A 23,872-nucleotide genomic window follows, 5' to 3' on the forward strand; every position below is an offset into this window, starting at 1 on the left:
CCAAGGAGTACAATATGCAAACTACAAATTTGCCAACTACCTGAAGTCATTTAAGGTTGTTAGAAGTATGAGTAGAATTGCGAAGCATATCACGAATACCAAAATAAATACTAAACAATGAGTAAAAGCAAATTGTTGGGATAATGCCGTAGCGGAAAGCTTCTTTAAATCCTTAAAAGTGGAGATGGTTTATGGAAATTTACAACTAAGTACAAAGAAAATGGAGTCTAAAGTCTTTGAATATATCGAAATGTGGTATAATAAAAGACGCAGACACTCCTACTTAAACTACCAGACAATCAACGAATTTAATCAAATAATAAATAGTAATAAAGCTGCTTAACTAATTGTCCAGATTTCGTTTGGATATCCAATGCTGTTATCTTTCGATTACTAAATCCACCTATTTTACAAAGTAAAATCCATAGTGATTTTATATTAATAAATCACTCACTACTTAACACTAAAATGTCAAGTATTACTATAAAAGTCACAAATTAGATTCAGCTAGTTTATGGAGTTTCTTTGTGCGCACAACCATATTTGAATAGGTAGATGGGCTGTTGCTTTGTACTGATGTATCTAAAGAAGTAAGTAATGAGGTCATTACACGCAGTAGTATATAATTAGAGCTAAAAGTAGTTATTTAAGTATCTATTATGCTAGGTACAAGTATAGCTGTTCAACTGAATATGTAAAGTATTACATAGAAAAGTATATAGCTAAATACGTAATTAAACACTTAACTAAGTAAATAACTAAAGATATAGATGATCAAAGACTTACCGATATACTAAATTATACACTTTATTTGTTCTGTTTAGGAGTCGATGTAGAAGATATATCGAAATATTTTATTAAAGATTTGGAGATATTTCAATAAAGTATAGGATGTTTCTATCTACGTATGAAAAGGGGGGGGGGGAGCTCAAAGGGAAGAAAATTTGGATAGACACAGCTAGTGCTATATTCCCAAGTAGTTTAGTCTATGGAATTCAGTAATACCCATAGTGTCTTCATGAGATAACTCTATCTTCTTTGTTGAATAATTGAATTATATTACTAGGATTAAACAAATCATTATCATTTAAATTCGATATTACATAATCACTTATAATATCTTGTAATTGGTCATAGTGTTTTATATTATTATTTAAAAAATATTCTATAGTATCTTTATTAGTGATATAAAGTTTGTATAAAGATGTAATAGAGTGATTAATATTTGTAACATCTTTTAATAATTTAGGTCGTATAACTTCTAGATTATATTTTGATAATTGGTAATGATCTTTACATAATGCAACAACATCTTGCCATAAATAGTAATTACTTTTAATTAATGTTAAATTATTCACTAAAAATAAAATAGTCTTAATAAGAATATTATAGAATTCAAAATAATTCAGGCCTCTTAAATAATCATTACCTATATAAGAAAGTATTGCAATTTCTTTTTTTAGTTCATTAGAATTATTACTTATATTGTTTTCTTCAATTGTTTTTTTATCTAATTTAGAGAATGTGTTATTTATTATAAAATCAATATTGTCACTTAAGTTATTGAATAAAGATGTTATTATTTTTGAAAGATAAAAATCAATTTCTTCATGCTTTTTATCCCAAATCATATCTTTGGTACAATTTGAGTAATGTCTATCTCTTTCGCTTTTAAATGAAGACAATGTTTTAAGAAAGCTTTGAATGTTATGTAATAATTTGTTATCATGTTCATTTGTTTTGAAATTATATGATAGACTATATTTCACTCTATGTGAGTAATAAAAACTATTGTCCCTACCTACATTTACTGTGCAATCACTAGATTCTTCTGTTATTTTTTTTACTTTAACTATTCTAACTTTATTTGATAAAGTAGGTTTCTTAATTAACAACTCTTTAAAACTCTTTAAGTGTTTCAACTCTATATTTGTATAATGTTCTTTCAAAATATTAAGTATAGAATTAATATGATTATAGAAAAAGCTATTTAGCTCTTTAACATTATAATTGTATTCGTTGAAAGGGATATTATGGTCAGAAGACCAACATATTTGCTCCTTAAAAGCATAGGTATTTAAATTATTTGAAAAATAAACTATTAAGGTATAATCTATTTTGTAAATGCTTATTTTAAGATAGTTAGGTTTTAAACCTACCTTGAAATCTAAATACGAAATATTTAATGTATCATTAATGTTATTTGGAACTTTTGTAAAAAAAAGATCTTGTAACTTGTGGAAATTTGTATAATCGTTTTTTGATTCATTATTGAAATGTCTGTTGTTCATAATATTGTTTTTGCCCAAAGCTATTATTTAAAACTCGAATTTTGTTATTTCTTTTTTCTTTTTCATCAATTCCTTTATATACATCGTTTGATGTAAATTTTTCCTAAGTACACGACAAAAACCTAAAGCAATTGATATTTAAAGGGTTGTGTTCATTTTTAGAAAGCAATAATCTTGATAGATAGTCAAGTCCAAGTTTAAAAACACTAATAATCCTATTACCATGATTCTTGATTGTGATAGGTTTAATAGCGTCAATATAGTTTCCAATCTTATAGCACCATACAAAAGCAATCATCACTAACATGACTAGTTTTTCAAGCCTATCTATTTTTTGTAAGTGTGTATCTTCTATATTAAATCCGCTAGACTTGAAGACATACAAGGAGTTATTATCCACAACGAAATGACGTTTAAATCATCGAGATGTGTCTTTGTCCTTACAAATTGAAAATTTTCCAGTATCAAAGACCAATCGTTTTTCTCCCGAAGGTCGCAAAATGGGAAAGACGATAAAAAAAACAAAGAAGATAGAATTTAGAGTTACCCTTACAGAAGCTCTAATCATAAAAAACAAAGCAGAAAAAGTTGGTTGTAGTGTTTCAGAATACATACGAAGTACCGCTCTTGATTATTCTTTAGCGTATAAATTAACTCCTGAAGAGATAGAAGTTTACAAATTACTGAATAAATACGCTGATAATTTTAGGCGAATAAGCAACCTATTTAAGCTTGGCGATACAACAGGAGTTAAACAGCACACTATTGAAACAGCTAATCTAATTCGAACTCACTTACAAAAACTACTGTAATTATGATAGCTAAAGCAAAATCTTGTGTTGGTGGCACAGCGTTATTCAATTACGTGATAGATTCCAGAAAAGGATATGAACTATTGAGAAATAATCTTTCGGGGGAAACTTCGAAAGATATGTTTCAAACGATGCAGATATTGCAAAACCAAAACAGCAGATGTAAAAATAATACCATATCAGCAGTTATATCTCCTACCATTGCAGATAGTCAAAAGATGAACGATAGAGATTTACGTGTATTAGCGGTTGAATTTTTACTTGGTTTACAAATCGATCCTACCAAAGCTCAATATATTGCATTTGTTCATACAGAAAAAGAGCACAAGCATATTCACATCATCGCCAATCGCATAGATGAAAATGGAAAAGCTTTAAAAGATAATTATATTGGTTTTGAAGCTCAAAGAGTAGCTCATGAAATAGCTCTTAAATACGGATGGACTTCTATAAGACAAGAAAATGAGAACAAGAAGCAAAGAGCCGACAACACTAACTTAATAACTAAAAACGCTATTAAATCAGCTCACAGGGAAGTTTTAGGACAGAAACCTAAAGATTTACAACAATACATTCGCTTAATGCTAGAAAAACAGATTGAGGTTAAGCCTACGATTAACAAACAGGGAAATATACAAGGGTATCGATTTATTCATTTACCAACAGGTACAAACCTAAAAGCAAGTGAAATTGACCGAAACATGAAACTCAATGACTTATTTAAAAATACAGTAATTAAAGAGCCTAAAGATGAAGTAAACAAACTCTTTACCAATCAAGAGTCATCTGAACCACAAATGCAGAATTGGAAAACAGATACATCTATTTTATTTAGTATGCTATCTGCTTTTCAGTTTGGCGGTAACGATGAAGATGATGAACAGAAAAAACGCAAACGAAGAACTTTAAAAAGATAAATTATGGCAAAGAACCAACCAAAACTCACGGATATGACCGAAATATTACTTCAGCAAGTCATACAATTAGAGCAAACAATAAAACAAAACGAAAAAGCTCATTTAGATACTATCAAGGAATTGAGCAATATTAAAGTAACAGTAAATGTTGCTGAACTTCGACAGATAGAAAAAGAACAACGTCAACGTTTACAGAATGACTTTAATGAGTTTCATCGAGAGATAACAAAAAACAATGAAGAGCTTTTAAAGGTTCATAAGGCTGTTAGCTCTAAAAGATTGTTGTACTTGATTGTATTAAACATCTTCTTAATTTTAACAACAGGGGTTTCTATGTATGTAGCGGTTAAGAATACTATTGATAAATCGGAGTACCAGATACTAGTTAATGAGAAAGACGAATTAATCAATCAATTAGAAAATGTAAATCAGTTTTTTATCGAAAATCCTAAGACAGCAAAGTTTTTCAAAGAGTGGAGTCAAAAACAATAATTCGAAAGTATTTATCAAAGTTATTTCCGTAAGATTTTTAGAGCTGGGAGGGTTCGAAATTTCATGGAAATAACTTTGTTGCAATATTTTATGCTATTTTAAAAGAATTGCTAACGGTTAGGGTATTGCCGAAGTGGCGGATTATTAGCACTAAAGTTCAATAGTAGCACTTCAGTTGAACCTTGCACAAATGTTTCATAGAAGCACTTCTGCCGCCATTTTGGCAATACCGTGTTAACTGCTGGCTATCTTCTTAAGCTCATTTATATTTTAGTCTTTAAGAAATTTTTATTTTTTTAGCATTGACTTTTCTTCGTGCGATGGGAAAGCAAGCTCTTTTGCAATTTTGGCGTTGTGCGGTGGCGTTGTGCGAAACGAAGTTCACGAACTCCAAAATCAAATTTTAAAAACGTGAGTAATTGCAAATGTGCTTGCTTGTGCCTAGGCTTAATCATTTTTTTTAGTAATAATATTTTCAAACTTTGGTAATTCAGAAATAGCAAAGAAATCTCTAGTGATGCTCTCCAATAAATCATCTGTTTTAATATCTTCTTGTAAAAAATCTTCAATTTCGGAGTACTCGGCTTCAAAAGTGTTTATAATTCTATCATCATTTACAGAAAGTCGATGTCTGATGTTTTTAAAGAATTTTACTTCTGCATACTCAACTTCTTCATCTGCATAAATGGTAGCCAAAGCAAATTTAAGAAGTGTTAATTCTTCCATTTCTGAAAACTTTTCTGCTTTTAATTTATCAAGGTATTCTTGAATAAATGTCTTACCGTTTGCATTGATTTCAGTTACCAAAGTGTTAATCGTTTCTTTGAAGTTGAAGTCATTAAAAAGTTCCGATTTTTCACACAAAGTTTCGATAGCAGACACTTCTCTTTGATCAATATTTCCATCAGAAGCCATACAGCAAAATGCTGTTTTTAGTAATAACTGTTCAAAATTTAATATTTCCATATTTTTATGTTTTAAAACCAATTCGTGGTCGGTTATTGTTTTCTGAATTGTTTTCTCCATCCATTCTTGCTTTAATTTGCAGATATTCTTGTAATTGTTCTTTGGAAAGTGATGGTTTTTTACCTCCTATTATTTCAAGAATAATTGCTTCGCTTATCCTTGATTTTTCTTTTAAAGCCTTTCTTGCTGCTTCGTCTGCAATGAATTTAATATCACTCGAAACAAAGTTTTCTGTTGCTTTTGCGATTGTATCATAATTTATTCCAATTTCAGCTGGTCGTTTCTTTAGATACAATTCAAACATTAATTTTCTCGCCTCATAATCAGGTGGTGGCAAATAAATGTGTTTATCCAAACGACCCGAACGCAAAATAGCTGGATCTATGGCATTGGGTCTGTTGGTTGCTCCGATAATAAAAATTCCATCATCGCCACAGTTATTCATTTGTGCTAAAAATTCATTTACAGCACTAGTATTCATATGGCTGATGTTGGAAGTATCTCTATTAGGTACTAAAGCATCTAATTCATCAATAAAAATGATACTTGGAGCATTTTCTCTGGCTTCATCAAAGAGGTTTTTGATGTTTTCTTGGGATGCATTAACCCATTTACTTTGAATGTCTGAAGGCTTGATTTGATAAAAATTAAAACCAATTTCCTCTGCCATTTTTTCGGCAAAGTATGTTTTACCACATCCCGGTGGACCATACAGTAACATTCCGTTTGGAATGGTCAAGCCATATTCAGCATATCTTTCCTTGTCATTCAAGGCATCAATTACATCTAGTTGAATAGTATCTTTCAGTTCTTGCATCCCTGCAATTGCCGAGAAACCTTGTCCATTTTTTGTGAGTTTTGGAGCAACTTTTTTTTCTTTTTGTTCAAGAACTGAAAGCTCAATTTCTAATTCTCCATTCAAAGCCTGAATAAATTCTTTTGCCGATTTAAAACGATTTTCAGTTTTTGGCTGTAATGCTTTTGATATAATCGCTTTTGTTTGTTCATCAGTCGTTTCGGAAAAGTTTAACGGTTTTCTTCTTTCCTCTAAAACAACTTCTTCTAACTGAATTTTATCAGCTTTGTATTTTGAAATTTCCACAAAATAGGGTGGTAAACCTTCCAACAAATGATAATACAAAGCTCCAACTGAAAACAAATCACTTTGAACCGAAAAAACTTGATTAAAAGTTTCATTTGCGATATAAAAAGGATTTAGTCCTTCTTTTTGAAATTCTTTATTCGTTTGTTTTAAAAACCGTGCATAACCCAAATCAATAATTTTAGGAATTACTACCTTTCCCGACAAGTCCAACATAACATTGAGATTCGTTAGGTCATTATGAATGATCTGTTTTGAATGCAAATAATTTAATCCATTCAGAACGCCCAAAATAATTTCTTTGGCTTCATAGGGATTGAGTTCGCTTTCCCTCTTCATTTTATCGGCTAAAGTTTCTCCGCTAATAAAATCCAGAACAACATAAGCCAATTTTTGTTGGTCAATGATAATATCACCACTGTCGAGATATTTTACCAAATTAGGATGTTTAATCTGTTTTAAGATTTCAATTTCTAAAACATTCCCATCATTGGTGAATTGGGTACGATGTAATTTTGAGTAGTCAAATAATTTCAAAAACATCGTTTCCTTACTTTCATTTTGTACACGATAAGTTTCAGCATAATCTCCTTTTTTTAGGAAGAATTGCATTGTATATTTTCCATCAACGATTTGCCCCTTGGTTAATATGCTAGCTTGTTTCGCCATACTACTTCAATTTTTTCAAATTATTATTTTCCAATAAAGATTTCATTTGAGTGATGGCTACTTTATTTAGTTCAATTAATCTTTCACTCTGTGATAACTCATTGCTTATTAAAAGTGCATTGATACTTTCCATATTGCTCAATACCACCAACTGTTCAATTGTTGCTTCATCTCTGATATTGCCTTTCGATGTTGGATTTTTATCTCTCCATTCTTTAGCAGTCATCCCAAACAAAGCGACATTTAGCAAATCGGCTTCGTTGGCATAAATGATTGATTTTTGTTGATTTGTAATTTCCTTTGGAATAATACGCTCTTTAATTGCATCGGTATGAATACGGTAATTAATTTTTGAAATTGTTCGCTGTAAGTTCCATTCCAATTGTCCTTTGTTATTTTCTTCTTCTTTTAATCGTTGAAATTCTTTTATGACAAATAATTTGAACTCAATAGAAATCCAAGAAGCAAATTCTAATGCAATATCTTTATGTGCAAAAGTTCCACCGTATCTTCCTGCTTTTGAAACAATCCCTATGGCATTGGTGCTTTCAATCCAGCGTTTTGGTGTCATTACAAAACTGTTTAATCCAGCTTGATTTCTAAACCCCTCGAATTCGAGGGGTTTAAAATCCTGATTGTACATTGTTTCCCAAAAACCCAATAATTCAATAGTATTTCGGTTACGCATCCAATTTTGAATAATGCTGTCAGTATGTTCTGCATCTTTATATCGGGCAATATCGGTCAAGGAAATATAATCCTGTTTATTTTCTTCGTACAGAACTATATCTACTTGCTGAACTGTTATTTTCTTATTCTTTGCCATATTTTTAAAAGTTGAAATACCACAAAGTTAATCGTTTATAATTTTGGGTTTTCTAAATGCGGAAACAAGTAATCCAATCCCAACAACTACATCCACAATATTCCAAAGTTCTCTGCCAAGTGAAATTTTAAAGAAAGGTTGAAATAATAACGCCAATGCTCCATATACAATCGTTTCAGTTTGTCTGCCTTGTTTGTTAGCCTGAAAAGCTAACACACCAAAACCAATCAATGCCACAAAGCGAACCAATTGGAAAAAACCGTAAGGCATATCCAATAAACACGCAAAAAGTAAAACTGCTAAAACTATTTTGATTGTTTTTTCCATTTATAAAGCCTCTTCAGGGTTACTTGGTCTTGTGCTGAAATTTCCGTTTTGTTGTAAAATCAATTCATATTCTAATACATTGTTGTACAGGGATTGGGGTTCATCTTTTCCAAAATCCTCATTGGTTATAAAACCACCTTTAATTTCTCCTCCTTTCATCTCTTTTTCAGGATTCCAACCTTTACCATAATAGAAAAACGCTTGATAAGTTCCGTTTGGAAAAGAAAATGTATAACTATCACCAGCTTGAATAAATGCGTGTCTTACTACTCGATCATTCTTTTTTATCGTAACCAAAACATCGGAATTACTAGTTCTCACTTTGATTTGAGAACAACCATAGTCTGAACAAGAAGAATTTTCACCATAGTATTTTGAATATGGAGTAGAACCCGTACGCAAAGAATTATCAATATATCGATTATAAATTTCTTGTTCTTTTCTTTCTTTTTCCAATTCAGCTTCTCGTTGGATTTTGTCTGCGTCAGCTTGCTTTTCTTGTTCAATTCGGGCTTGTTCTAAACGAAAGGCTTCTTCTTTTTCTTCTTTGGCTTTTTGCTGTTCGTATTCAATTCTGTCTTGCTCTTCACGGGCTAAACGGTCTTTTCTTGCTTGTTCTGATTCGCAAGAGGTGAGAAGGGCAATTGCCAAAAATGGTATGATTAGTTTTTTCATTTCTTTTTAGTTTTATCCTACCAATACACTATCATCACCACTTGGTTTTTCATCGTCTGGTAACAAATTAATCAGTGCAATAACAATCGGATGCAAATCATCAACGGTTGGGTTTTCTCCGATTTGTTGCAAACCTTCATTCAATAGTTGTCTTGCTCGGTGACTATCTCTCCAATTGTAAGAACCAAAATGATGGTTGTGTTGTCTGATGAAACCAATGAGCTGATACACCAAAGTCAATTGGAAGAACACCGTATTTATTTCTTCTAATAAAGCATTTCCAATTTTTATATCTTGAGTCTTGATGACCTCTTCTAATTGTTTACGAAGCTGATTGACAATTTGAGTTGTTTTCTCATTTCCTAAATCCTTATTAGCTTTTTCTAAACGATAAAATTCTTCTTTTAGATTTTCTTCTAACTTTGGCCATTCGGTAGTTTCGTTGAGTTCATCAATGGTTTTAAGCGTTTTTCTCAAATTGGTTAAAACCTCTTGCTTGTTATCAACATCATCTTTATTGTTATCAAATTTCTGCTCCAAAGCTTCGATTTCAGTTTCCACTTTTTGAAGTTTTGGAGAATTGTTTCCGTCTTCTCTTAATTCATCAATACTTCCTTTTGCTTTTCGGATTTCGTTTGCCAACCATCTTGTTTCTACTGATTGGACGGTATCTGTTGGTACTTCAATCTCAGCAGTATAGTCTAAGTATGGGAAATAAGCATGGACAGAAACTTTTTGGGATTTATCGATATTGATAGTCAAATCTACATCGCTATTTTCTGGAAGTAAAGCGGGTAATTCTGCTCCGCTAATGGTAATGTCGTAAACGTGTTCATTATAAATCGCTCTTGTTCCATTCGCACCATGTTCTCCTTGGTACAATGGAATTTTGATAAAATCAGAATCCATTCCCGGGCGAATTTGTTTTTGAGTTTTTAGTCCATTTCTCGTTCCAACAGCAGGAAGCGATTTGTTTTTTTCTAATCCAGCAACTTCAGAGAAAACTACTTTTCCTGTTGCTCTTTCTTTGATTTCAATTCCCCAATTCAGCGTTAAACCTTGCATAGAACTCAATCCACCTAATCCCTGAATGATGGTATATTGCTTGGGTTCACTTTCTAATAAATTTCCTTTATCATCATAAAGAGCCACATCAAAACTATTGGTTTTACCTTCCAAAAGTTGGGTTTCTATTACTTCTCCAATTTCATTGATTTCCACCTTTCCGCTTGACCACGCTTTGTCGCTTCTAGTGATTTCTGCAAATACTTTTTCAGGAATTACTCCTTCTGTTTTATCCGCTAAGATTTTCAAAGTCACAAACTCTTCCATTTCCACAGAAGAAGCCTCGTGTCCAATTTCAATTTGAATTTTTGATTTATCTCTTGTTTGTTCCTTTACTTCCTCTGAAACTGAAACCGTAGAAGCATACAATGCTGCACCTTTAGAAACCACTGTCATTGGGTCAACGCTGGTATCTGCTTTTCTGATTTGTTGCTCCAACATCTTCCTAAGTACAGGCGAGAAAGTTGGACCACCTACCAAAATCAATGAATCTAATGATGAACCTTTTAAATTATTTCTTTCTAAAAGTGTTTTACATATATCTATTGCTTTCTGGAAAATTGGAGCTAATGCCCTTTCCATATCACTTTGGGTAACCGTAATATCCAATTCAAATTCTTCTCCGTTGTCATCTTCTCCCGGAATATCACCTAAATCTGAAAGTACATTATGGCTATCGTTAAACGAAAGTTTTATTTTGGTTTCCTCCGCATAAAACTTCATTGCATTTCTTAGAATTTGCTTTTTAACATCATCTTCCAAAATAGAATCAATGGCATAATTTTCTTCGATATAGGGCATAATGATTTCATCCACTATTGCCATATCCAAGTTTTTACCACCTAAATAATTATCTCCCTCAGTGTCTGCAACTTTCATAATACCATCTTCCACTTTTAACAAAGCAGAATCAAAAGTTCCACCTCCAAAGTCAAAAACCAACCAATAACCGTCTTTCTTTTTACTATCCAAACCATAGGCCATAGCAGCCGCAACAGGTTCTTGTAAAACTTCGACTTGTTCAAACCCTGCTAAATGAGCAGCTCTTCTTGTGGCATCAATTTGATTATTTTTAAAAGCAGCTGGGACTGTAATAACAGCTGAATTTACATTTTCATCTTTGATAAATGATTTAAGAGTTTTTAAAACATCACCTGATAATTCTTCTGAACTCAATTCTTTACCTAAATTGGAACTGAAATATTTTTTATCCGTCCCCATTGTTCTCTTGAACTCAATAAAAGAATTAGAATCGCTATCATCCCAATTTTTCATCGCACTTAACTTGTCTCGTTTTAAGGCATTATAAGCCACGTCACCAACTTGTTGTGCTTTCTTTTTGTTGATGAAAACACAAGACGGCATAGTGTCTGATTGAGTATCTGTTTTTTTGATGATGACTTCACCACTTTCTATTCTTGAAATAGCTGAATTGGTCGTTCCCAAGTCAATGCCGTAATCTATTTTTGTTCTTGCCATAATTTTTAGTTTTTACTCACCTACACTCACTTCAATTTGTGCAGATTGTATCATTTCGTTTTTAAAGTTTACTTGTGGTTTAATAATTCTCGTGATAATTTGCTTACCAGTTTCGATGTCTTCACTCGGAACAAAGTTGGCGATTACTTTCATTCCTTCGTTATATTCCTTGCCCAACATTTCTACCAATTCATAACCATTAGAAGCAAAATTATCTTGTATTCTTTTTACAGAAGCCGATAGCTGTTTTAAGCCTTTGGTGCTGGCATCCATTTGTTGCAGGTTTTTGTGAATCCTTACGATTTCATCAGCTACTTTTAAAGCCAAAGAATGGTCAGGTTCATTATTTGAATTTGCAGGGATAGTTTGCTTTTCTTCTTGCTTCAATTTTAGCTGAGTTTCCAAAACTTCCATTAATTTGCTATCTAATTTGATGCTCTCTTCTTCCAAGGATTTTTTGGTGTTTTTGATTTGAGTTTCCACATCTGTTTTATTGGAATTGATGCGTTTACCTAAGAGCCAATAAATAATTCCACCCAAAAGCAAGGTTACCAAAGTGGCGACAATCCAATACAATTTATTCTGACTAACATTTTTATCCAATTGAGAAATACTATCTTTAGCCGTAGTTTCTGTTTGTTGGATTTTTGTACCTAAATCAGAAGCTATGCTTTGAATGTTTTGGGCATTTGTTACGGTTTCTGATTTCAGACTGTCTATCAACTTTTCTTGATTTTCACTTTTTGAGGAAAGATTAGTCAATGCATTCTTTTGCTGGTTAATAAGTGTTTCTTGTGTTTTCAACTTCTGTTGCAAAGCAGTTATCTCCTGCTTTTGCTGGAAAACACTTTTTTCTAATTCAGAAACATTAGGCTTCTCCTGAGCCAAAACAGTTAAAGCACTAAGAAGTAAAGGAATGAGTATTATTCTTTTCATATTTATTTGTTCATTATTAATTACATGCTCTGATTAAGATTATAAGAAGGATTATTCCTCCAACCCATTTTACCCATTCAGGTATTCCACTTTCGTTTGAATGGTCTGTACCAGTTGTTGTTCCTGTCGTGCTTGTAGTTGGCCTGGTTTGAGTATAACTTGTTGCAACGGTTTTCCAATAGCATAAATATTTAACCTTATTTTTTTGGTAATTACTTAGCTTACTTAATAAAAAGTCAACCAAAGACTTATACTCATTAATTTTAGAAGTGTCACTAGAGTTTCTGATTTTATCAACATCTTTCAGAGATACTGTATTGGTTATTACTTCAATAGCTTTATCCCAATTAATAGAATCATTAATAAGATCATCTACTTTGCTCCAATTGATGGATTGCCCATATCCCATTGTTCTTTCTTGTCTACGAACTTGCTCCATTATATCAGATTTATTTCGTTCGAAGGCATCTTTTACAGATTTAAGAACAACAATTGCCAAATTGATTTCCCTCTCCTTCATCCCCTCAAGTGTAGCAATATTTTCCTTTATTCTACCTTTTGTAATACTGTTTACCGCAACGCTATCCGCTATTTTTGCTAATTGCATTGCTTCTGCTAAATAGTCAGGATTACTGTCTTCTTCTTGGCTTTCATTGAAATAATCAATAGAACATTGCAAGATTTCTTTAGCTACATTGTCAGCCAATAATTTATATTGAGCGTTGGTGCTACCCAATAAATTTTTCAACAAAGCCAGTTCAGATTTTGTGTTTTGGTAGAAATCTTTACCCAATCGAAAAGCATTGAGTTTATTTTGAACCCTTTTCTTTTTGGTTTGCTCTATTTGAGTTTCTATTTTATGAATAGGTTCTTCTGTAAATCTTTTGGATAGATATTTTTGAGCAGTTCCATTACAGCCATTGAATAAACTCATTGTGTCGCTTGTTGAATACACTTCTTTAAATTGTTTCAGTAAGCTATCAACAAAAATTTCAATTTGATTATCAGCATTAAGGGTAAAGGTTTCATCTGCTACGGAGTGGGCAAACTCTTTGAAATAATCAGATTCCAGTAATTTAACTTTGGCTTCAATTCCTTTCTTAACCCTGAGTTTAGAGTTATCTAAAAGATGGAGCGTACCAATATTATTGAAGGCTGAAAAGTTTTTAGAACTCACCTCTTTTCCATCGGTTATTTTCTCCCAAATCTCAATCGCTTTTTCCTTATCTCCATTTTTCAGGTAATTGATGGCAGTTTCATCAAAATTATTAGAATTCATAAACCAAAACAAAGCATGATTTACTTTATCTTGATTTTGTTCAATATTGGAAAAGGCTTTTTCAATACTTCCGTTTTCTCTGGAAATTGGAGTAAGAAAAGAAAAATCATAATCAGAAGTTATGGCTTTGCCAACCTCGCTAAATCGTTTGATTTTACTTTTTTGTTTTAGTAATTCCTTATCCGAAGTGTTAGCAAGGATTCCAGCAATTCTATAAGGGTTTTCGTTTATTAGTTTCATTTATAATTTTCTACGAGTGAAATTTATTTATAAAATTTGAATTAGCATTACGGTTTACCGTAATAAGTATGATTTCTTTGAAGCGTTGGAAAAATGGCTCTTTTGGTTTTTTGAAGCGTTGGCTTGTGTGTCGGCAAAAACCAAATGTGCCATTTGAGCGTTGGCAAATTTGTCCTTAAAAGTACGTTGGCAAAAAAATAAAAATTTCGTCATTCTCAATTGTGTTTGTTTTGGTCTGCTCGTTTGTTTGGCTTGCACCTAACGTTTCGGGGCTTGGCGTCAGTGGCGGAAATTGAAGCGGAAAGTTTCGATTTAGACGACACGTAGCAAAAGCCAATGTCTATTTGCTAAATTATGAAAAAAAGCCAATAAAATTGACTTTTGCGGATTACGAAGCACAAACTTCAACTTAGCACTTAATCCGCTATTGCGCCAATCCCATGTTAGCTGTTCGTTGTTTTTATGATTTGTATTGTTTCATTTTTTCAATCAATAACTTTTGTAAATCATCAAAGTTTGTTTGTAATGCGTTAGATGAAATACTTATAGGAGAACCATAACTTTTATAATTCATTTTCATAGCATTTCGTTTAAATGGATTTGTTACTTTGTCTATATAGTCTTGTGGATTACTAACAATAAACATTAAAAACTTTTGGCTCATAACTTGTGAAACTTTTATTTCTTGAATGTCTTTCCATGAAATTAACCCTGCTGAAACACCGCTTGAATTGTCAGTTATTCCTTGACTGTTAATTATAAGACCTGTTTTTTTATCTGAAAATTTGCGAAATATTGTTACTGCTACAAGGCCAAAAAACAAAATTGAAGCAAGTCCAACTATGAAAATTAGTGTCGGGTTACCTAAGATTGGATTGCTAATTTTCGGTGGATTTATTAAAAACCATATTCCAAGTCCAACAAAAACGATGGAACCTAAAAATGTCAAAATCATTTTCTGTTTGCTCAATGGAATTTCAATTTGATCATCTTTTGTCATAAGTTTTAGTTTTGATGTTATATTCTTTTGTACGGTGTTGTTATACAATGACAGCTAATGTTTTGGGGCTTGGTGTCAGTGGCGGAAATTGAGGTGAAAAGTTTCAATTCAGGAACACAGTAAGCAAAAGCCAATTGAATAAATTTAAGAAAAAAGTCAATATAATTGGCTTTATGCAGAATAGAAAGTCGAAACTTTCAATTTCTCCCTTAACCCGCCATTGCGCCAAACCTATGTTACCTGTAGTATTTGTTTTAGTTCATCAATAGTGTATGCTGGTTTTTTTCTGTGTAACATATTGTGACAGTTGGGACAAACAGGTACTAAATCTTTAATTGGGTCTACAGAATATTCTTTTCCGATTGTTGAAATATCAACAACGTGATGAACATGAATAAAGTCTTTACCAATTGGACCAAAAACATTTTCAAAATTGAAATTACAAACTTGACAATTTAATCCGTAATATTCAATGCATTTTCTTCTGGCAACCGCATTGCGTTCGAAACTATTTACTAAAATTTGTTTAGTTTTACCTTCAGAATATTTTATATCTGATTCAACTTCGTCAGCATATTTTATCTCTTCAAAATCATTCTTTATAATCTCATAAAAGTTATTGTAAATTTCACGTCTACTTTTTATAGGACTACCTGTTAAATCTTCATAGTAGTCAAAATGTTGAGACAAAGATAATAGTGCATTTTTTAAACCTGATAAACCATTTTCTTCTAAAATTTTTTCTAGAAAATATTCTGTAGCGTAAACATTTGTTGTTCTGGTAAATAATTTTCCTTGGATTAGATTAGAATAGAAGTAAATATAATCATGAGCAGAACTTTCTTTCATACCCATTTTTTCTAAGATTGAAATTCCATCAAGTCTAGTTATTTTCTTCTCAAATATTTGTTTTCCTATTTCAAATGATTTTTCAACCATCTGATTTGTTATTGTAGCCATATTCTGTTAAATATTACAGGTAACGTTTCGGGTATTGCCGAAGGCGGGGAATTTATGGCTGAAAGCTTAAATTCAGCTCCGAGGCGAGCCAAAACGAATTTTTATGAGTTAAATTTACAAAACAAAAACGAATAAAATTCGTTTTTGGCGGAGATAGAAGCACAAACTTTAAATTTAGGACTTTAGCCCCGCTTTTGGCAATACCATGTTATAGGACGTTTATTAGTTTAATATCCAATTAATGAAGTCCTTTCCAAATTCAGAAATTTTATAAGTTGTACTTGAAGAAGATGTAATAGTACTCGAAAGACTTGACATCGAAGTCGAATATGTGTATGGTAAATATTTAAAATCCTTTTTGCTTTCAATTAAAATCAGATTTTTATCACTTAATATTTTCCATATTAATTCGTTATCAAATTTTAACAAACAGTTTTCTGGAATTTTATTAATATTAGTTTTCTCTAAATGTTGTTTATACATTTCCCAAATAACATTTTCACCATTAATTTTTTCAAAAGTTATTTGAAAATTTGAATCTTTTAATGCTGATAAATATTTTATTTCATCAATTGTTATTGAATCTAGTATTGAAACATATAAATCACTGCTAATTTTAGACTCTTGATTTGTTAAATTACTTATCAAAATATTAGTATAACATATAATTTTTTCTCTGTGTCTAGTTTTAATAACAGAATTCATCGACTGAACTATTAAATCATAAAATTCCTCTGATTCGCTCATTTTGTTAATTAAATCAAGACTTTCAATTTCTGAAATCCTAGAATCTAAATGAGATAAGAATTCTTTGAGTCTATCTTCTCTCCATTTCGAACCCTTAATTGAAAGTAAAATATCTAATGAACCTCCAATGGTTGGTATCAAATTGACTAAAGCTCTCAAAGTGTTACTTCCTTCATATTTTTCAAGAAGACTTTTTTCCATAGTAGTTAGCGTAAATGCCCTATAACGGGAAACGCATTGGCGAAGTGGCGGATAAATTGGACGAAAAGTTCAATTTAGCACGACAGTGAGCCGATGTGTTTCCACATCGCTAAATTATTAAAAAAAAAGCGAATGTGGAACACATTCGGCGGCTAAAAATGCAGAAAGTTTCAATTTTGCACTTACCCCGCCATTTTGCCAATGCGATGTTAGGCGTAGTTATTTTAAGAGTTCATATGTTTCTTCAGGAATGTCAATTTTGTTATAAATCAAGCCATATTTTAAGTAATCGGCTAAAAGAGTTTTTGGTATTTCGTCCGTATCTACTATTGCATACCAACCAGAGGGAAAAAATTCTACGAAAAAAAATCTTTGCCTTCCCAAATCGTGATTAATTTTGTTTAGCACTTCAATAAAATGTTTTGGATGAAGCTTTTTTGAGAAAAAACTGTCAATATCAAAATATTCTTTTATAGACTTTTTATCTACGTATGCTGTGAAGTTTTTAATGTTATACTCTTCGTGGCTGGTTAAATAACAATCGGGATTAGTTCTCTGAATGTATAATCGCAAATCTTCATTCGGAACAAATGCTTTTGGAATCTCATCATTTACTCTTTCAATTCCACCATAAAATTGTCTTTCACAATACAAGTGGTATTCTTGGTCATTCAAATCAATCAGTAAGTCATAAAAATTTTCACATCCAAAAATTTCACTTAAAGTTTTTCCAACTTTAATAGGTTTTAAAAACCTTTTTTCCCCTCCGACACTTTGTGGCGTAGAACTAGAAGACCCATTTCTGATATAATATGCATCTTGTTTTTCATTAAATACCAAATGAAAATGGTCATCTAAATCATAACTTAAAGAAATTGCAACAAGGTATTCATCAGTATTGGATAAATCATAACTTTTTCGTTCATTTTCATTGATGAATTTGAAGCGATAGTCAAAGTTGCCAAATTGAAAATAACTTTTACCTTCTTTAAAATTTTGTGAGGAATATAGTTTTTCTAACTCTGTTTTATAAGATTTATCTTGTGCATTCATATGTTGAAAGGGTGTCATTAATAGCAATATAAGTAATGCTCTCATTTATAATTTGTCATTTTTTGTATTTTTTTGACGGTCGGTTTGTATAATTACGCCTAACGTTTTACAGCTTGGCGAAGTAGCGAACTAAATCGCAAAAACTTCAAATATTGCCAAAACTGAGCAAGGCATTTTTATTTTTTTAAATTTAACAAATTAAAAAATAAAAATAGCGATTGCGACAAAAAAAGTTCAAACTTTAAATTTTGCCTTAACTCGCTATTTTGCCAAACTGCTGTTAGGCGTAGTTTTTATTCCTCACTGATTTTAATAATTCATATATTTCTTTAGCAACAGAAACATCTTCGTCAGACGGATTGGATTCGGTTCTTAAATCAACACCTAACATTCCTTCCCATTCTAGATGGAGTTTAACATTTTTAAAAATAAATTTATAATATCCACTGTCAAAAAAACCTGGATAAAATTCTATTTTTTTGACTTTTGAGGTTTGGTCTAATAACTCAGCACCAAAATATAAAAATTCACTATAATCACCGTCTTCCTCAATATTAAATTTCCATTGTTTTGAATGATTCAAATAATAAGAGTCTTTGACTAATTCTAATTTTTCTATCTCTTTTAAAATATTTTGTCTTGCTTGTTTTTCGAATTTCGTTCTAAAATATTCTGTTTTGAAAATTGTATCTTGATTTACGAAGTCTTTCAGAATTTGAATTCTACCTTTATTATATATTACACTCGGATAGTACAAATACTCCATACGAACATTTTTTCTATATTTATCGTAAACTTCATCTGTGGACCCAAAGATTGAAATGTCAGCATCTAAGAAATAATTTGTATCAGAATTTGTATCAGTAAGATGCTTTTTAGTTGCTAAAATTTGTGATTTACAATTTTCAATAATGTTATCTGAAACCTTGATTTCTTTCATTCTTTTTGCAGCTAATTCAGCACTTTTCTCTTCGTTATCTGTATTTGTAGCTATGTAAATGATATCGTGATAGAACATCGTAAACAATACCGTTTCCCAATTTTCAATTTCGTGTTTTACTTCAATAAGTTGTTTAAGTAAATTTTCAAGATGGGAAAGATTATGGTAATGTCTTTTACTTTCAGAATAATTTTGTTCAATTTCTTGCCATAGATCAGTAATCAAACTATTATTGTTTGTGAAATTTTCTAATAAGTCGATGAATATCTTTTTTAGCACAGTGTTTTTTTTAAATTACGCCTAACATCGTGTTTTACGAAATAAAATAAGGTGTAGTTTCGTAAAATAACACCTATATGCGCATTTCGTAAAATCTGTTACTAATATAATTATTTTTTTGTAAATTAGATACTTAGTAAGTTGTTTTTTGTGGATAGCGAAACAAAATAGGTTCAATTAGATTTATTTAAGTATGGATAGCGAAACAATATTAAAAACTTTACATGACCGATTGCAAGTGCAACGCTATGCCAATAATACGATAAAATCGTATTGTGGTTATGCACAAATATTCTTAGAGTATATGAATAAATATCGTACGCTCAACGAAATACCTATTGCTGAAATAGAGGGTTTTATTAATGAAAAAGTATTTCAAGACAATATTAGTGCATCTTATCAACGCTCTTTAGTTGGGGCAATTAAGAAGATTTATGAGTTGGTCAATAATCAAACGATAGAATTGAATTATTTATATCCTAAACGAAAATCAACCCAACTGCCTACTTTCTTTTCTCAAGAAGAAGTAAGAAAAATATTAAATGCTACAGAAAATTTAAAGCATAAAGCAATTCTTACCACTATTTACAGTTGTGGATTACGCTTAAGTGAGTTAATAAATCTTAAACTAACCGATGTAAAATCCGACAGTAATTTACTGTTAATACAACAAAGCAAAGGGAATAAAGATAGGCTGGTAGCTTTACCTGATAAGTTATTAAGTTTGTTGCGAGAATATTATATTGAATATAAACCCAAAATATTTTTATTCGAAGGAACTAATGATGAGCAATACAGCGAAAGAAGTGTTCAGTTAGTTTTGAAAAAGTCAATGAAAAAAGCCAATATTGCAACAAAAGGCAGTGTGCATACTTTGCGTCATTCGTACGCCACACATTTAATAAAAAGCGGAATTGACATTCGGGTTGTACAAGAATTATTAGGACATAGTGATATTAGAACAACCATGATTTACACTCATATTACAGATATAGATAAGAAATCGACACCAAGTCCATTAGATTTTTTGTAACCTAAAATAAAAAACACCCAACTTTACATTTTTGGGTGTAAAATTGGGTGTTTACGCTTTAACTGACTAATTATCAGTATTTATTGCGGAGAAAGAGGGATTCGAACCCCCGGACCTGTTACAGTCAACAGTTTTCAAGACTGCCGCAATCGACCACTCTGCCATTTCTCCAGTAGTCTGCTTTACTTCTGTATTGCGAGTGCAAATATAGAATAATTTGTATGCAATACAAGGGATTTAAAGGGATATTTGCTGTTTTTTTTAGTGAAAAAATGTAAGTGATTTATTCTCTGTGTTTTACTCAAATGTTTTTTTCTTTTTTATAAAAGAAGAGCGCTTTAGTTGGAAAAAGAATAAAGGATTCACAAAATCAAAGTATATTTAGGCAAAAAAAGAGTATGAAAAAGAAAACCCCGCCGGAAATCTACTATAGTGAGTATGGTGTTAGTTTAGCAAGTCCCCGTACCTTCTTTTGTGATAACTCTAGTTTTGGGAGTTTTGTTTACGATTTGGAAGAGCAAAAGAAATATCTTGTAGCCAAGAAACCCAAAGAAAGTGAAATTGTAGCCCTATCTGCAGATGGAAAACAAGCACTCACAATCGATACCACGTTCGACACCCGCAAGCGATTCATACGTCTTGTGGAAGTAGAAACACAAACAGAGCAAATGGCAACAAAGGTGGCATTCGGTTATGAGGGGGTGTTTTCACCAGTAGAAAGTCTACTTGTTATACGAGGCGATATCAAAAAAAGAGAGAAGGTTTTTATTTATAATTGGCAAACAGAAGAAGTAGTATACACGTTTCCAGGTGCTCATCCGCTTACTTACGGTCATTTAAATGGAGAACTACAAGCCTTTGTTTTGCCAAATCCAAGAAAAAAAGCAGAAGTCTTTCATTACGATTTTCAAACAGGCGAAGGACAAGTTGTTTCTTTACCTTCCAAGCGATTGATTCACCGCGTGTCTTTAATCGATACAGAAACCTATTTCTATATTGATGGGGATTATATCGCAACCCTATACAAAGAAGGACAAGTAGAATGGCAAATTAAGTTGGATTTTGATTCTTCTTTGCACTATGCACCAGACTATTTTATCAAAGGAAATCGGGTGTATTTCTCTTGTGTATACGATACCGTTGTGGAGGGAACTGAGAAAGAACAGACTTGTTTCTATACCATCGATATGGAAAAAGGTAAGTTGGAGCCATTGCTCATCCCTCAGGAAGATCTTTTTGGTACATTCTATCCTTTTATAGGCAATCAAGTGATCAATAACTTTGGGAAATGCCTGGATTTAGATACCATGGAGTTTTCTACCTTAGGTGTTGAGGTATTTAAGTAGATACTGCTGATCATAACGGTTATTGTACGTTGATATAGTGTAATCCAAAGGGATATCTACACTCGAAGAAGAGTAGGACTGAAAATAAAAAATCCGCTAGCTAGCGGATTTTTCTTATTTATATTGTTCCAATATTTTCTTGTTGATGGCTTTGATCAAGGCAGGACCTTCGTAGATAAATCCAGTATAGAGTTGGATTAAAGAAGCTCCAGCCTCTAACTTTTCTACCGCATCCTCAGGGGAATGGATTCCACCGACACCAATGATAGGGAATGCGCGATTGCTCTTATCTGCTAAGAAGCGAATCACTTCCGTACTGCGTTTCGTTAGGGGTTTGCCGCTTAAACCACCTGTTTCAACCTTTTTCTCGGACTGTAAACCTTCGCGACTAATCGTGGTATTGGTTGCAATTACCCCAGCAATTTTCGTTTCTGCTACAATATCGATGATATCCAACAGTTGACTATCCGTCAAATCTGGTGCGATTTTCAAGAGAATTGGCTTGCTTTTGGGTTTGCCGTTGTTTTTGATTTGCAAGGCATTTAGTAAAGCCGTAAGTGGTTCTTTGTCTTGTAAAGCACGTAGATTCGGTGTATTTGGAGAACTGACATTCACTACAAAATAATCGACATAAGGGAAAAGGGCATCAAAGCAAATTTCGTAATCGTCAATCGCTTGTTCGTTTGGTGTTACTTTGTTTTTACCGATATTTCCACCGATTAAAGTGCCTTTGTTTTTCTTCAAACGCTCGATTGCTTGATCAATTCCCCCATTGTTGAATCCCATGCGGTTGATCAAAGCGTTGTCCTCCACTAAGCGGAATAAGCGTTTTTTGGGGTTTCCGTCTTGTGCTTTAGGCGTAATTGTGCCAATTTCAATAAAACCGAAACCGAAATTCTCCAGCTCACTGTACAACTTCGCATCTTTATCTAAACCAGCTGCTAAGCCCACTGGATTTTTAAACTTTAAACCAAATACCTCTCGTTCTAATCGCGGATCATTTACTTGAAATTTCGAGCGAATCATCGCTGAAACACCTGGGATTTTGTTGATGAACTTCAACGAGTTAAACGTGAAATGGTGCGCCTTTTCTGGATCTAGTGAAAAGAAAAACGGTTTGAGAATACTCTTGTACATAAGATGTGTGTTGTTGCGTTGTAAAATACCCTGCGAAAATACACCTTTTGTTATAATTTTTGAAACCTTCTGCAAAGAATACTTCTTGTAGCGCTCGTATTTGTTTTTTTAAGCAACAAATAGGGGAGTGGATGAAAAAGAACTGATCTCCAATATTAACCTTTAGTCGTTGTTGAGGAGTTTAGCGATAGGGGAAGAAAAGAGTAAGAAAGCGTTAATAAAATACCTGCGATTAACATAGGAACTAAGGAGCCGATGCCTTCTCCTACAGCGAGATGCGCAAGAGCTGCCGCAACGATATTGATCGTAAACCCAGCATAGGCAAACCCTTTGACTACACGGGGTAAAAAGGGAAGGAGCAGGGCAAGTACCCCTAGTAGTTTAGCAATGCCTAGTTCGACGCGAAAGTAATCCGGGTAACCTAAATAAGCAAAAGCCTCTTTAAACGTTGGATCTGTAAAATAGCTGTAGGCGCTAAATAACATAAAAGCGCTAAATAAACTTGTTGATATCCAGTAAAGTAATTTTTTGTTCATGGTTTTTTTCTTTGATTGAGTAAACAAAGGTAAGGCGATTGTAAGGGGAAAATTCTAGTGCTAACCGATAGGTAAGTGGTTATTTTTTGGTAACCAAGGAAGCAAAGGAGTGCAAATAAGAGAATGTCGAGGGTTTTTCGTACCTTTACGAGAAGTGTAATTGGAATAAGGATGAAAGAACTACAAGCACAATGTGAAACCAATGTAATGGGGATCAAAGACAGTATGTCGATCCTCAGTGGGAAGTGGAAACTGCATATTTTAGGGACGTTGCTTTTACACGAAAAATTGCGTTTTAAGGAACTTCAACGCGCATTGGGTGACATATCTGCGAAAGTGTTGAGTAAAGAATTACGCGATTTAGAACTCAATCAATTGGTGCTTCGAACGGAAATTGACGGGGCAATTGTCGCGGTTGAATATGCCATTTCACCCTTTGGCATTACCCTTACTCCTGTGATCCAAGCCTTGGCGAATTGGGGGAATACCTACCGTCGAGAAATCATCCAACAGATGGAAAAAAATAGAGGTTTAAAAACAAAGGAAGAGCGATTGACTTAATTT

General features: G+C 32.5%; 22 protein-coding genes, 1 tRNA gene and 1 pseudogene. 7 read left to right on the forward strand and 17 right to left on the reverse strand.

All coding sequences use genetic code 11. The features are described 5' to 3' along the window. Nucleotides 1-142: 142 nt before the first annotated feature. Nucleotides 143-343, forward strand: a pseudogene (locus ACPDG9_RS10520) (IS3 family transposase); the annotation flags it as partial. A 673-nt stretch (nucleotides 344-1,016) separates the two neighbouring features. Here the strand turns inward: ACPDG9_RS10520 and ACPDG9_RS10525 are convergent. Next, nucleotides 1,017-2,291, reverse strand: a complete 1,275-nt coding sequence (locus ACPDG9_RS10525) for a hypothetical protein (RefSeq protein WP_430527717.1) — start codon at nucleotides 2,289-2,291, stop codon at nucleotides 1,017-1,019. 512 nt (nucleotides 2,292-2,803) lie between these two features. Between ACPDG9_RS10525 and ACPDG9_RS10530 the strand changes: the two genes are divergently transcribed. Genes ACPDG9_RS10530 through ACPDG9_RS10540 form a run of 3 tightly spaced genes read left to right on the forward strand, consistent with a single transcriptional unit; the run spans nucleotide 2,804 to nucleotide 4,512 of the window. Continuing rightward, entirely contained in the window at nucleotides 2,804-3,103 is a 300-nt protein-coding gene (locus ACPDG9_RS10530; protein WP_430527772.1) for a plasmid mobilization protein, read from the forward strand. A gap of 2 nt (nucleotides 3,104-3,105) precedes the next feature. Next, the gene (locus tag ACPDG9_RS10535) at nucleotides 3,106-4,020 is read left to right on the forward strand and encodes a relaxase/mobilization nuclease domain-containing protein (protein WP_430527718.1); all 915 of its coding nucleotides are present in this window, start codon (nucleotides 3,106-3,108) and stop codon (nucleotides 4,018-4,020) included. Nucleotides 4,021-4,023: 3 nt separating this feature from the next. After that, the gene (locus ACPDG9_RS10540) at nucleotides 4,024-4,512 is read left to right on the forward strand and encodes a hypothetical protein (RefSeq protein WP_430527719.1); all 489 of its coding nucleotides are present in this window, start codon (nucleotides 4,024-4,026) and stop codon (nucleotides 4,510-4,512) included. Between the two features lie 447 nt (nucleotides 4,513-4,959). Here ACPDG9_RS10540 and ACPDG9_RS10545 read toward each other — a convergent pair whose 3' ends face one another. The 13 genes from ACPDG9_RS10545 to ACPDG9_RS10605 form a co-directional block, all read right to left on the reverse strand. Then, nucleotides 4,960-5,478, reverse strand: coding sequence for a TerB family tellurite resistance protein (locus ACPDG9_RS10545; protein WP_430527720.1), 519 nt, complete (start codon nucleotides 5,476-5,478; stop codon nucleotides 4,960-4,962). Nucleotides 5,479-5,482: 4 nt separating this feature from the next. Next, nucleotides 5,483-7,249 carry an AAA family ATPase gene (locus tag ACPDG9_RS10550; protein WP_430527721.1) on the reverse strand — a complete coding sequence of 589 codons (1,767 nt, stop codon included), beginning with the start codon at nucleotides 7,247-7,249 and terminating at the stop codon, nucleotides 5,483-5,485. A gap of 1 nt (nucleotide 7,250) precedes the next feature. Further along, nucleotides 7,251-8,075, reverse strand: coding sequence for a KilA-N domain-containing protein (locus tag ACPDG9_RS10555; protein WP_430527722.1), 825 nt, complete (start codon nucleotides 8,073-8,075; stop codon nucleotides 7,251-7,253). Nucleotides 8,076-8,102: 27 nt separating this feature from the next. Next, on the reverse strand, nucleotides 8,103-8,402 hold the full coding sequence (locus tag ACPDG9_RS10560; protein WP_430527723.1) for a DUF6804 family protein: 300 nt from the start codon (nucleotides 8,400-8,402) through the stop codon (nucleotides 8,103-8,105). Beyond that, nucleotides 8,403-9,077 carry a hypothetical protein gene (locus ACPDG9_RS10565; protein ID WP_430527724.1) on the reverse strand — a complete coding sequence of 225 codons (675 nt, stop codon included), beginning with the start codon at nucleotides 9,075-9,077 and terminating at the stop codon, nucleotides 8,403-8,405. Nucleotides 9,078-9,089: 12 nt separating this feature from the next. Continuing rightward, the gene (locus tag ACPDG9_RS10570; RefSeq protein ID WP_430527725.1) at nucleotides 9,090-11,621 is read right to left on the reverse strand and encodes an Hsp70 family protein; all 2,532 of its coding nucleotides are present in this window, start codon (nucleotides 11,619-11,621) and stop codon (nucleotides 9,090-9,092) included. A 12-nt stretch (nucleotides 11,622-11,633) separates the two neighbouring features. Continuing rightward, on the reverse strand, nucleotides 11,634-12,557 hold the full coding sequence (locus tag ACPDG9_RS10575; RefSeq protein ID WP_430527726.1) for a type VII secretion EssA family protein: 924 nt from the start codon (nucleotides 12,555-12,557) through the stop codon (nucleotides 11,634-11,636). 16 nt (nucleotides 12,558-12,573) lie between these two features. Next, on the reverse strand, nucleotides 12,574-14,076 hold the full coding sequence (locus ACPDG9_RS10580; protein WP_430527727.1) for a hypothetical protein: 1,503 nt from the start codon (nucleotides 14,074-14,076) through the stop codon (nucleotides 12,574-12,576). A gap of 460 nt (nucleotides 14,077-14,536) precedes the next feature. Continuing rightward, nucleotides 14,537-15,076 (reverse strand): STM3941 family protein, encoded by a 540-nt coding sequence (locus ACPDG9_RS10585; RefSeq protein ID WP_430527728.1) that lies wholly within the window; start codon nucleotides 15,074-15,076, stop codon nucleotides 14,537-14,539. Between the two features lie 231 nt (nucleotides 15,077-15,307). Then, nucleotides 15,308-16,036 (reverse strand): HNH endonuclease, encoded by a 729-nt coding sequence (locus ACPDG9_RS10590; RefSeq protein WP_430527729.1) that lies wholly within the window; start codon nucleotides 16,034-16,036, stop codon nucleotides 15,308-15,310. Nucleotides 16,037-16,258: 222 nt separating this feature from the next. Further along, nucleotides 16,259-16,984 (reverse strand): hypothetical protein, encoded by a 726-nt coding sequence (locus ACPDG9_RS10595; RefSeq protein WP_430527730.1) that lies wholly within the window; start codon nucleotides 16,982-16,984, stop codon nucleotides 16,259-16,261. Nucleotides 16,985-17,203: 219 nt separating this feature from the next. After that, the gene (locus ACPDG9_RS10600) at nucleotides 17,204-18,037 is read right to left on the reverse strand and encodes a hypothetical protein (RefSeq protein ID WP_430527731.1); all 834 of its coding nucleotides are present in this window, start codon (nucleotides 18,035-18,037) and stop codon (nucleotides 17,204-17,206) included. 280 nt (nucleotides 18,038-18,317) lie between these two features. Further along, complete coding sequence (locus ACPDG9_RS10605; RefSeq protein WP_430527732.1) at nucleotides 18,318-19,202, reverse strand: HD domain-containing protein; 885 nt, start codon at nucleotides 19,200-19,202, stop codon at nucleotides 18,318-18,320. A 247-nt stretch (nucleotides 19,203-19,449) separates the two neighbouring features. On the opposite strand from ACPDG9_RS10605, the gene ACPDG9_RS10610 reads away from it, so the two are divergent. Beyond that, the gene (locus ACPDG9_RS10610; protein ID WP_286412918.1) at nucleotides 19,450-20,289 is read left to right on the forward strand and encodes a tyrosine-type recombinase/integrase; all 840 of its coding nucleotides are present in this window, start codon (nucleotides 19,450-19,452) and stop codon (nucleotides 20,287-20,289) included. Between the two features lie 86 nt (nucleotides 20,290-20,375). Here ACPDG9_RS10610 and ACPDG9_RS10615 read toward each other — a convergent pair. Beyond that, a tRNA-Ser gene (locus ACPDG9_RS10615) sits at nucleotides 20,376-20,460 on the reverse strand. Nucleotides 20,461-20,687: 227 nt separating this feature from the next. Between ACPDG9_RS10615 and ACPDG9_RS10620 the strand changes: the two genes are divergently transcribed. Further along, nucleotides 20,688-21,635, forward strand: coding sequence for a hypothetical protein (locus ACPDG9_RS10620; protein WP_430527733.1), 948 nt, complete (start codon nucleotides 20,688-20,690; stop codon nucleotides 21,633-21,635). 114 nt (nucleotides 21,636-21,749) lie between these two features. Here the strand turns inward: ACPDG9_RS10620 and ACPDG9_RS10625 are convergent, their stop codons facing one another. Together ACPDG9_RS10625 and ACPDG9_RS10630 are read right to left on the reverse strand one after the other, a co-directional pair. After that, nucleotides 21,750-22,772, reverse strand: a complete 1,023-nt coding sequence (locus ACPDG9_RS10625) for a quinone-dependent dihydroorotate dehydrogenase (protein WP_430527734.1) — start codon at nucleotides 22,770-22,772, stop codon at nucleotides 21,750-21,752. 155 nt (nucleotides 22,773-22,927) lie between these two features. Next, a complete protein-coding gene (locus ACPDG9_RS10630) occupies nucleotides 22,928-23,308 on the reverse strand; it encodes a DoxX family protein (RefSeq protein ID WP_430527735.1) in 381 nt (126 codons plus the stop codon). A 171-nt stretch (nucleotides 23,309-23,479) separates the two neighbouring features. On the opposite strand from ACPDG9_RS10630, the gene ACPDG9_RS10635 reads away from it, so the two are divergent. Next, nucleotides 23,480-23,869, forward strand: coding sequence for a winged helix-turn-helix transcriptional regulator (locus ACPDG9_RS10635; RefSeq protein WP_430527736.1), 390 nt, complete (start codon nucleotides 23,480-23,482; stop codon nucleotides 23,867-23,869). Nucleotides 23,870-23,872 lie beyond the last annotated feature (3 nt).

It is taken from the genome of Myroides sp. C6-3, from assembly GCF_050522425.1.
GTDB lineage: Bacteria > Bacteroidota > Bacteroidia > Flavobacteriales > Flavobacteriaceae > Flavobacterium.

Coding starts and splice junctions, on each gene's coding strand:
- ACPDG9_RS10630 (WP_430527735.1), bottom strand. CDS start 23,308: ATGAACAAAAAATTACTTTACTGGATATCAACAAGTTTATTTAGCGCT.
- ACPDG9_RS10565 (WP_430527724.1), bottom strand. CDS start 9,077: ATGAAAAAACTAATCATACCATTTTTGGCAATTGCCCTTCTCACCTCT.
- ACPDG9_RS10570 (WP_430527725.1), bottom strand. CDS start 11,621: ATGGCAAGAACAAAAATAGATTACGGCATTGACTTGGGAACGACCAAT.
- ACPDG9_RS10540 (WP_430527719.1), top strand. CDS start 4,024: ATGGCAAAGAACCAACCAAAACTCACGGATATGACCGAAATATTACTT.
- ACPDG9_RS10590 (WP_430527729.1), bottom strand. CDS start 16,036: ATGGCTACAATAACAAATCAGATGGTTGAAAAATCATTTGAAATAGGA.
- ACPDG9_RS10610 (WP_286412918.1), top strand. CDS start 19,450: ATGGATAGCGAAACAATATTAAAAACTTTACATGACCGATTGCAAGTG.
- ACPDG9_RS10550 (WP_430527721.1), bottom strand. CDS start 7,249: ATGGCGAAACAAGCTAGCATATTAACCAAGGGGCAAATCGTTGATGGA.
- ACPDG9_RS10620 (WP_430527733.1), top strand. CDS start 20,688: ATGAAAAAGAAAACCCCGCCGGAAATCTACTATAGTGAGTATGGTGTT.
- ACPDG9_RS10585 (WP_430527728.1), bottom strand. CDS start 15,076: ATGACAAAAGATGATCAAATTGAAATTCCATTGAGCAAACAGAAAATG.
- ACPDG9_RS10600 (WP_430527731.1), bottom strand. CDS start 18,037: ATGAATGCACAAGATAAATCTTATAAAACAGAGTTAGAAAAACTATAT.
- ACPDG9_RS10525 (WP_430527717.1), bottom strand. CDS start 2,291: ATGAACAACAGACATTTCAATAATGAATCAAAAAACGATTATACAAAT.
- ACPDG9_RS10575 (WP_430527726.1), bottom strand. CDS start 12,557: ATGAAAAGAATAATACTCATTCCTTTACTTCTTAGTGCTTTAACTGTT.
- ACPDG9_RS10580 (WP_430527727.1), bottom strand. CDS start 14,076: ATGAAACTAATAAACGAAAACCCTTATAGAATTGCTGGAATCCTTGCT.
- ACPDG9_RS10560 (WP_430527723.1), bottom strand. CDS start 8,402: ATGGAAAAAACAATCAAAATAGTTTTAGCAGTTTTACTTTTTGCGTGT.
- ACPDG9_RS10635 (WP_430527736.1), top strand. CDS start 23,480: ATGAAAGAACTACAAGCACAATGTGAAACCAATGTAATGGGGATCAAA.
- ACPDG9_RS10545 (WP_430527720.1), bottom strand. CDS start 5,478: ATGGAAATATTAAATTTTGAACAGTTATTACTAAAAACAGCATTTTGC.
- ACPDG9_RS10595 (WP_430527730.1), bottom strand. CDS start 16,984: ATGGAAAAAAGTCTTCTTGAAAAATATGAAGGAAGTAACACTTTGAGA.
- ACPDG9_RS10555 (WP_430527722.1), bottom strand. CDS start 8,075: ATGGCAAAGAATAAGAAAATAACAGTTCAGCAAGTAGATATAGTTCTG.
- ACPDG9_RS10535 (WP_430527718.1), top strand. CDS start 3,106: ATGATAGCTAAAGCAAAATCTTGTGTTGGTGGCACAGCGTTATTCAAT.
- ACPDG9_RS10625 (WP_430527734.1), bottom strand. CDS start 22,772: ATGTACAAGAGTATTCTCAAACCGTTTTTCTTTTCACTAGATCCAGAA.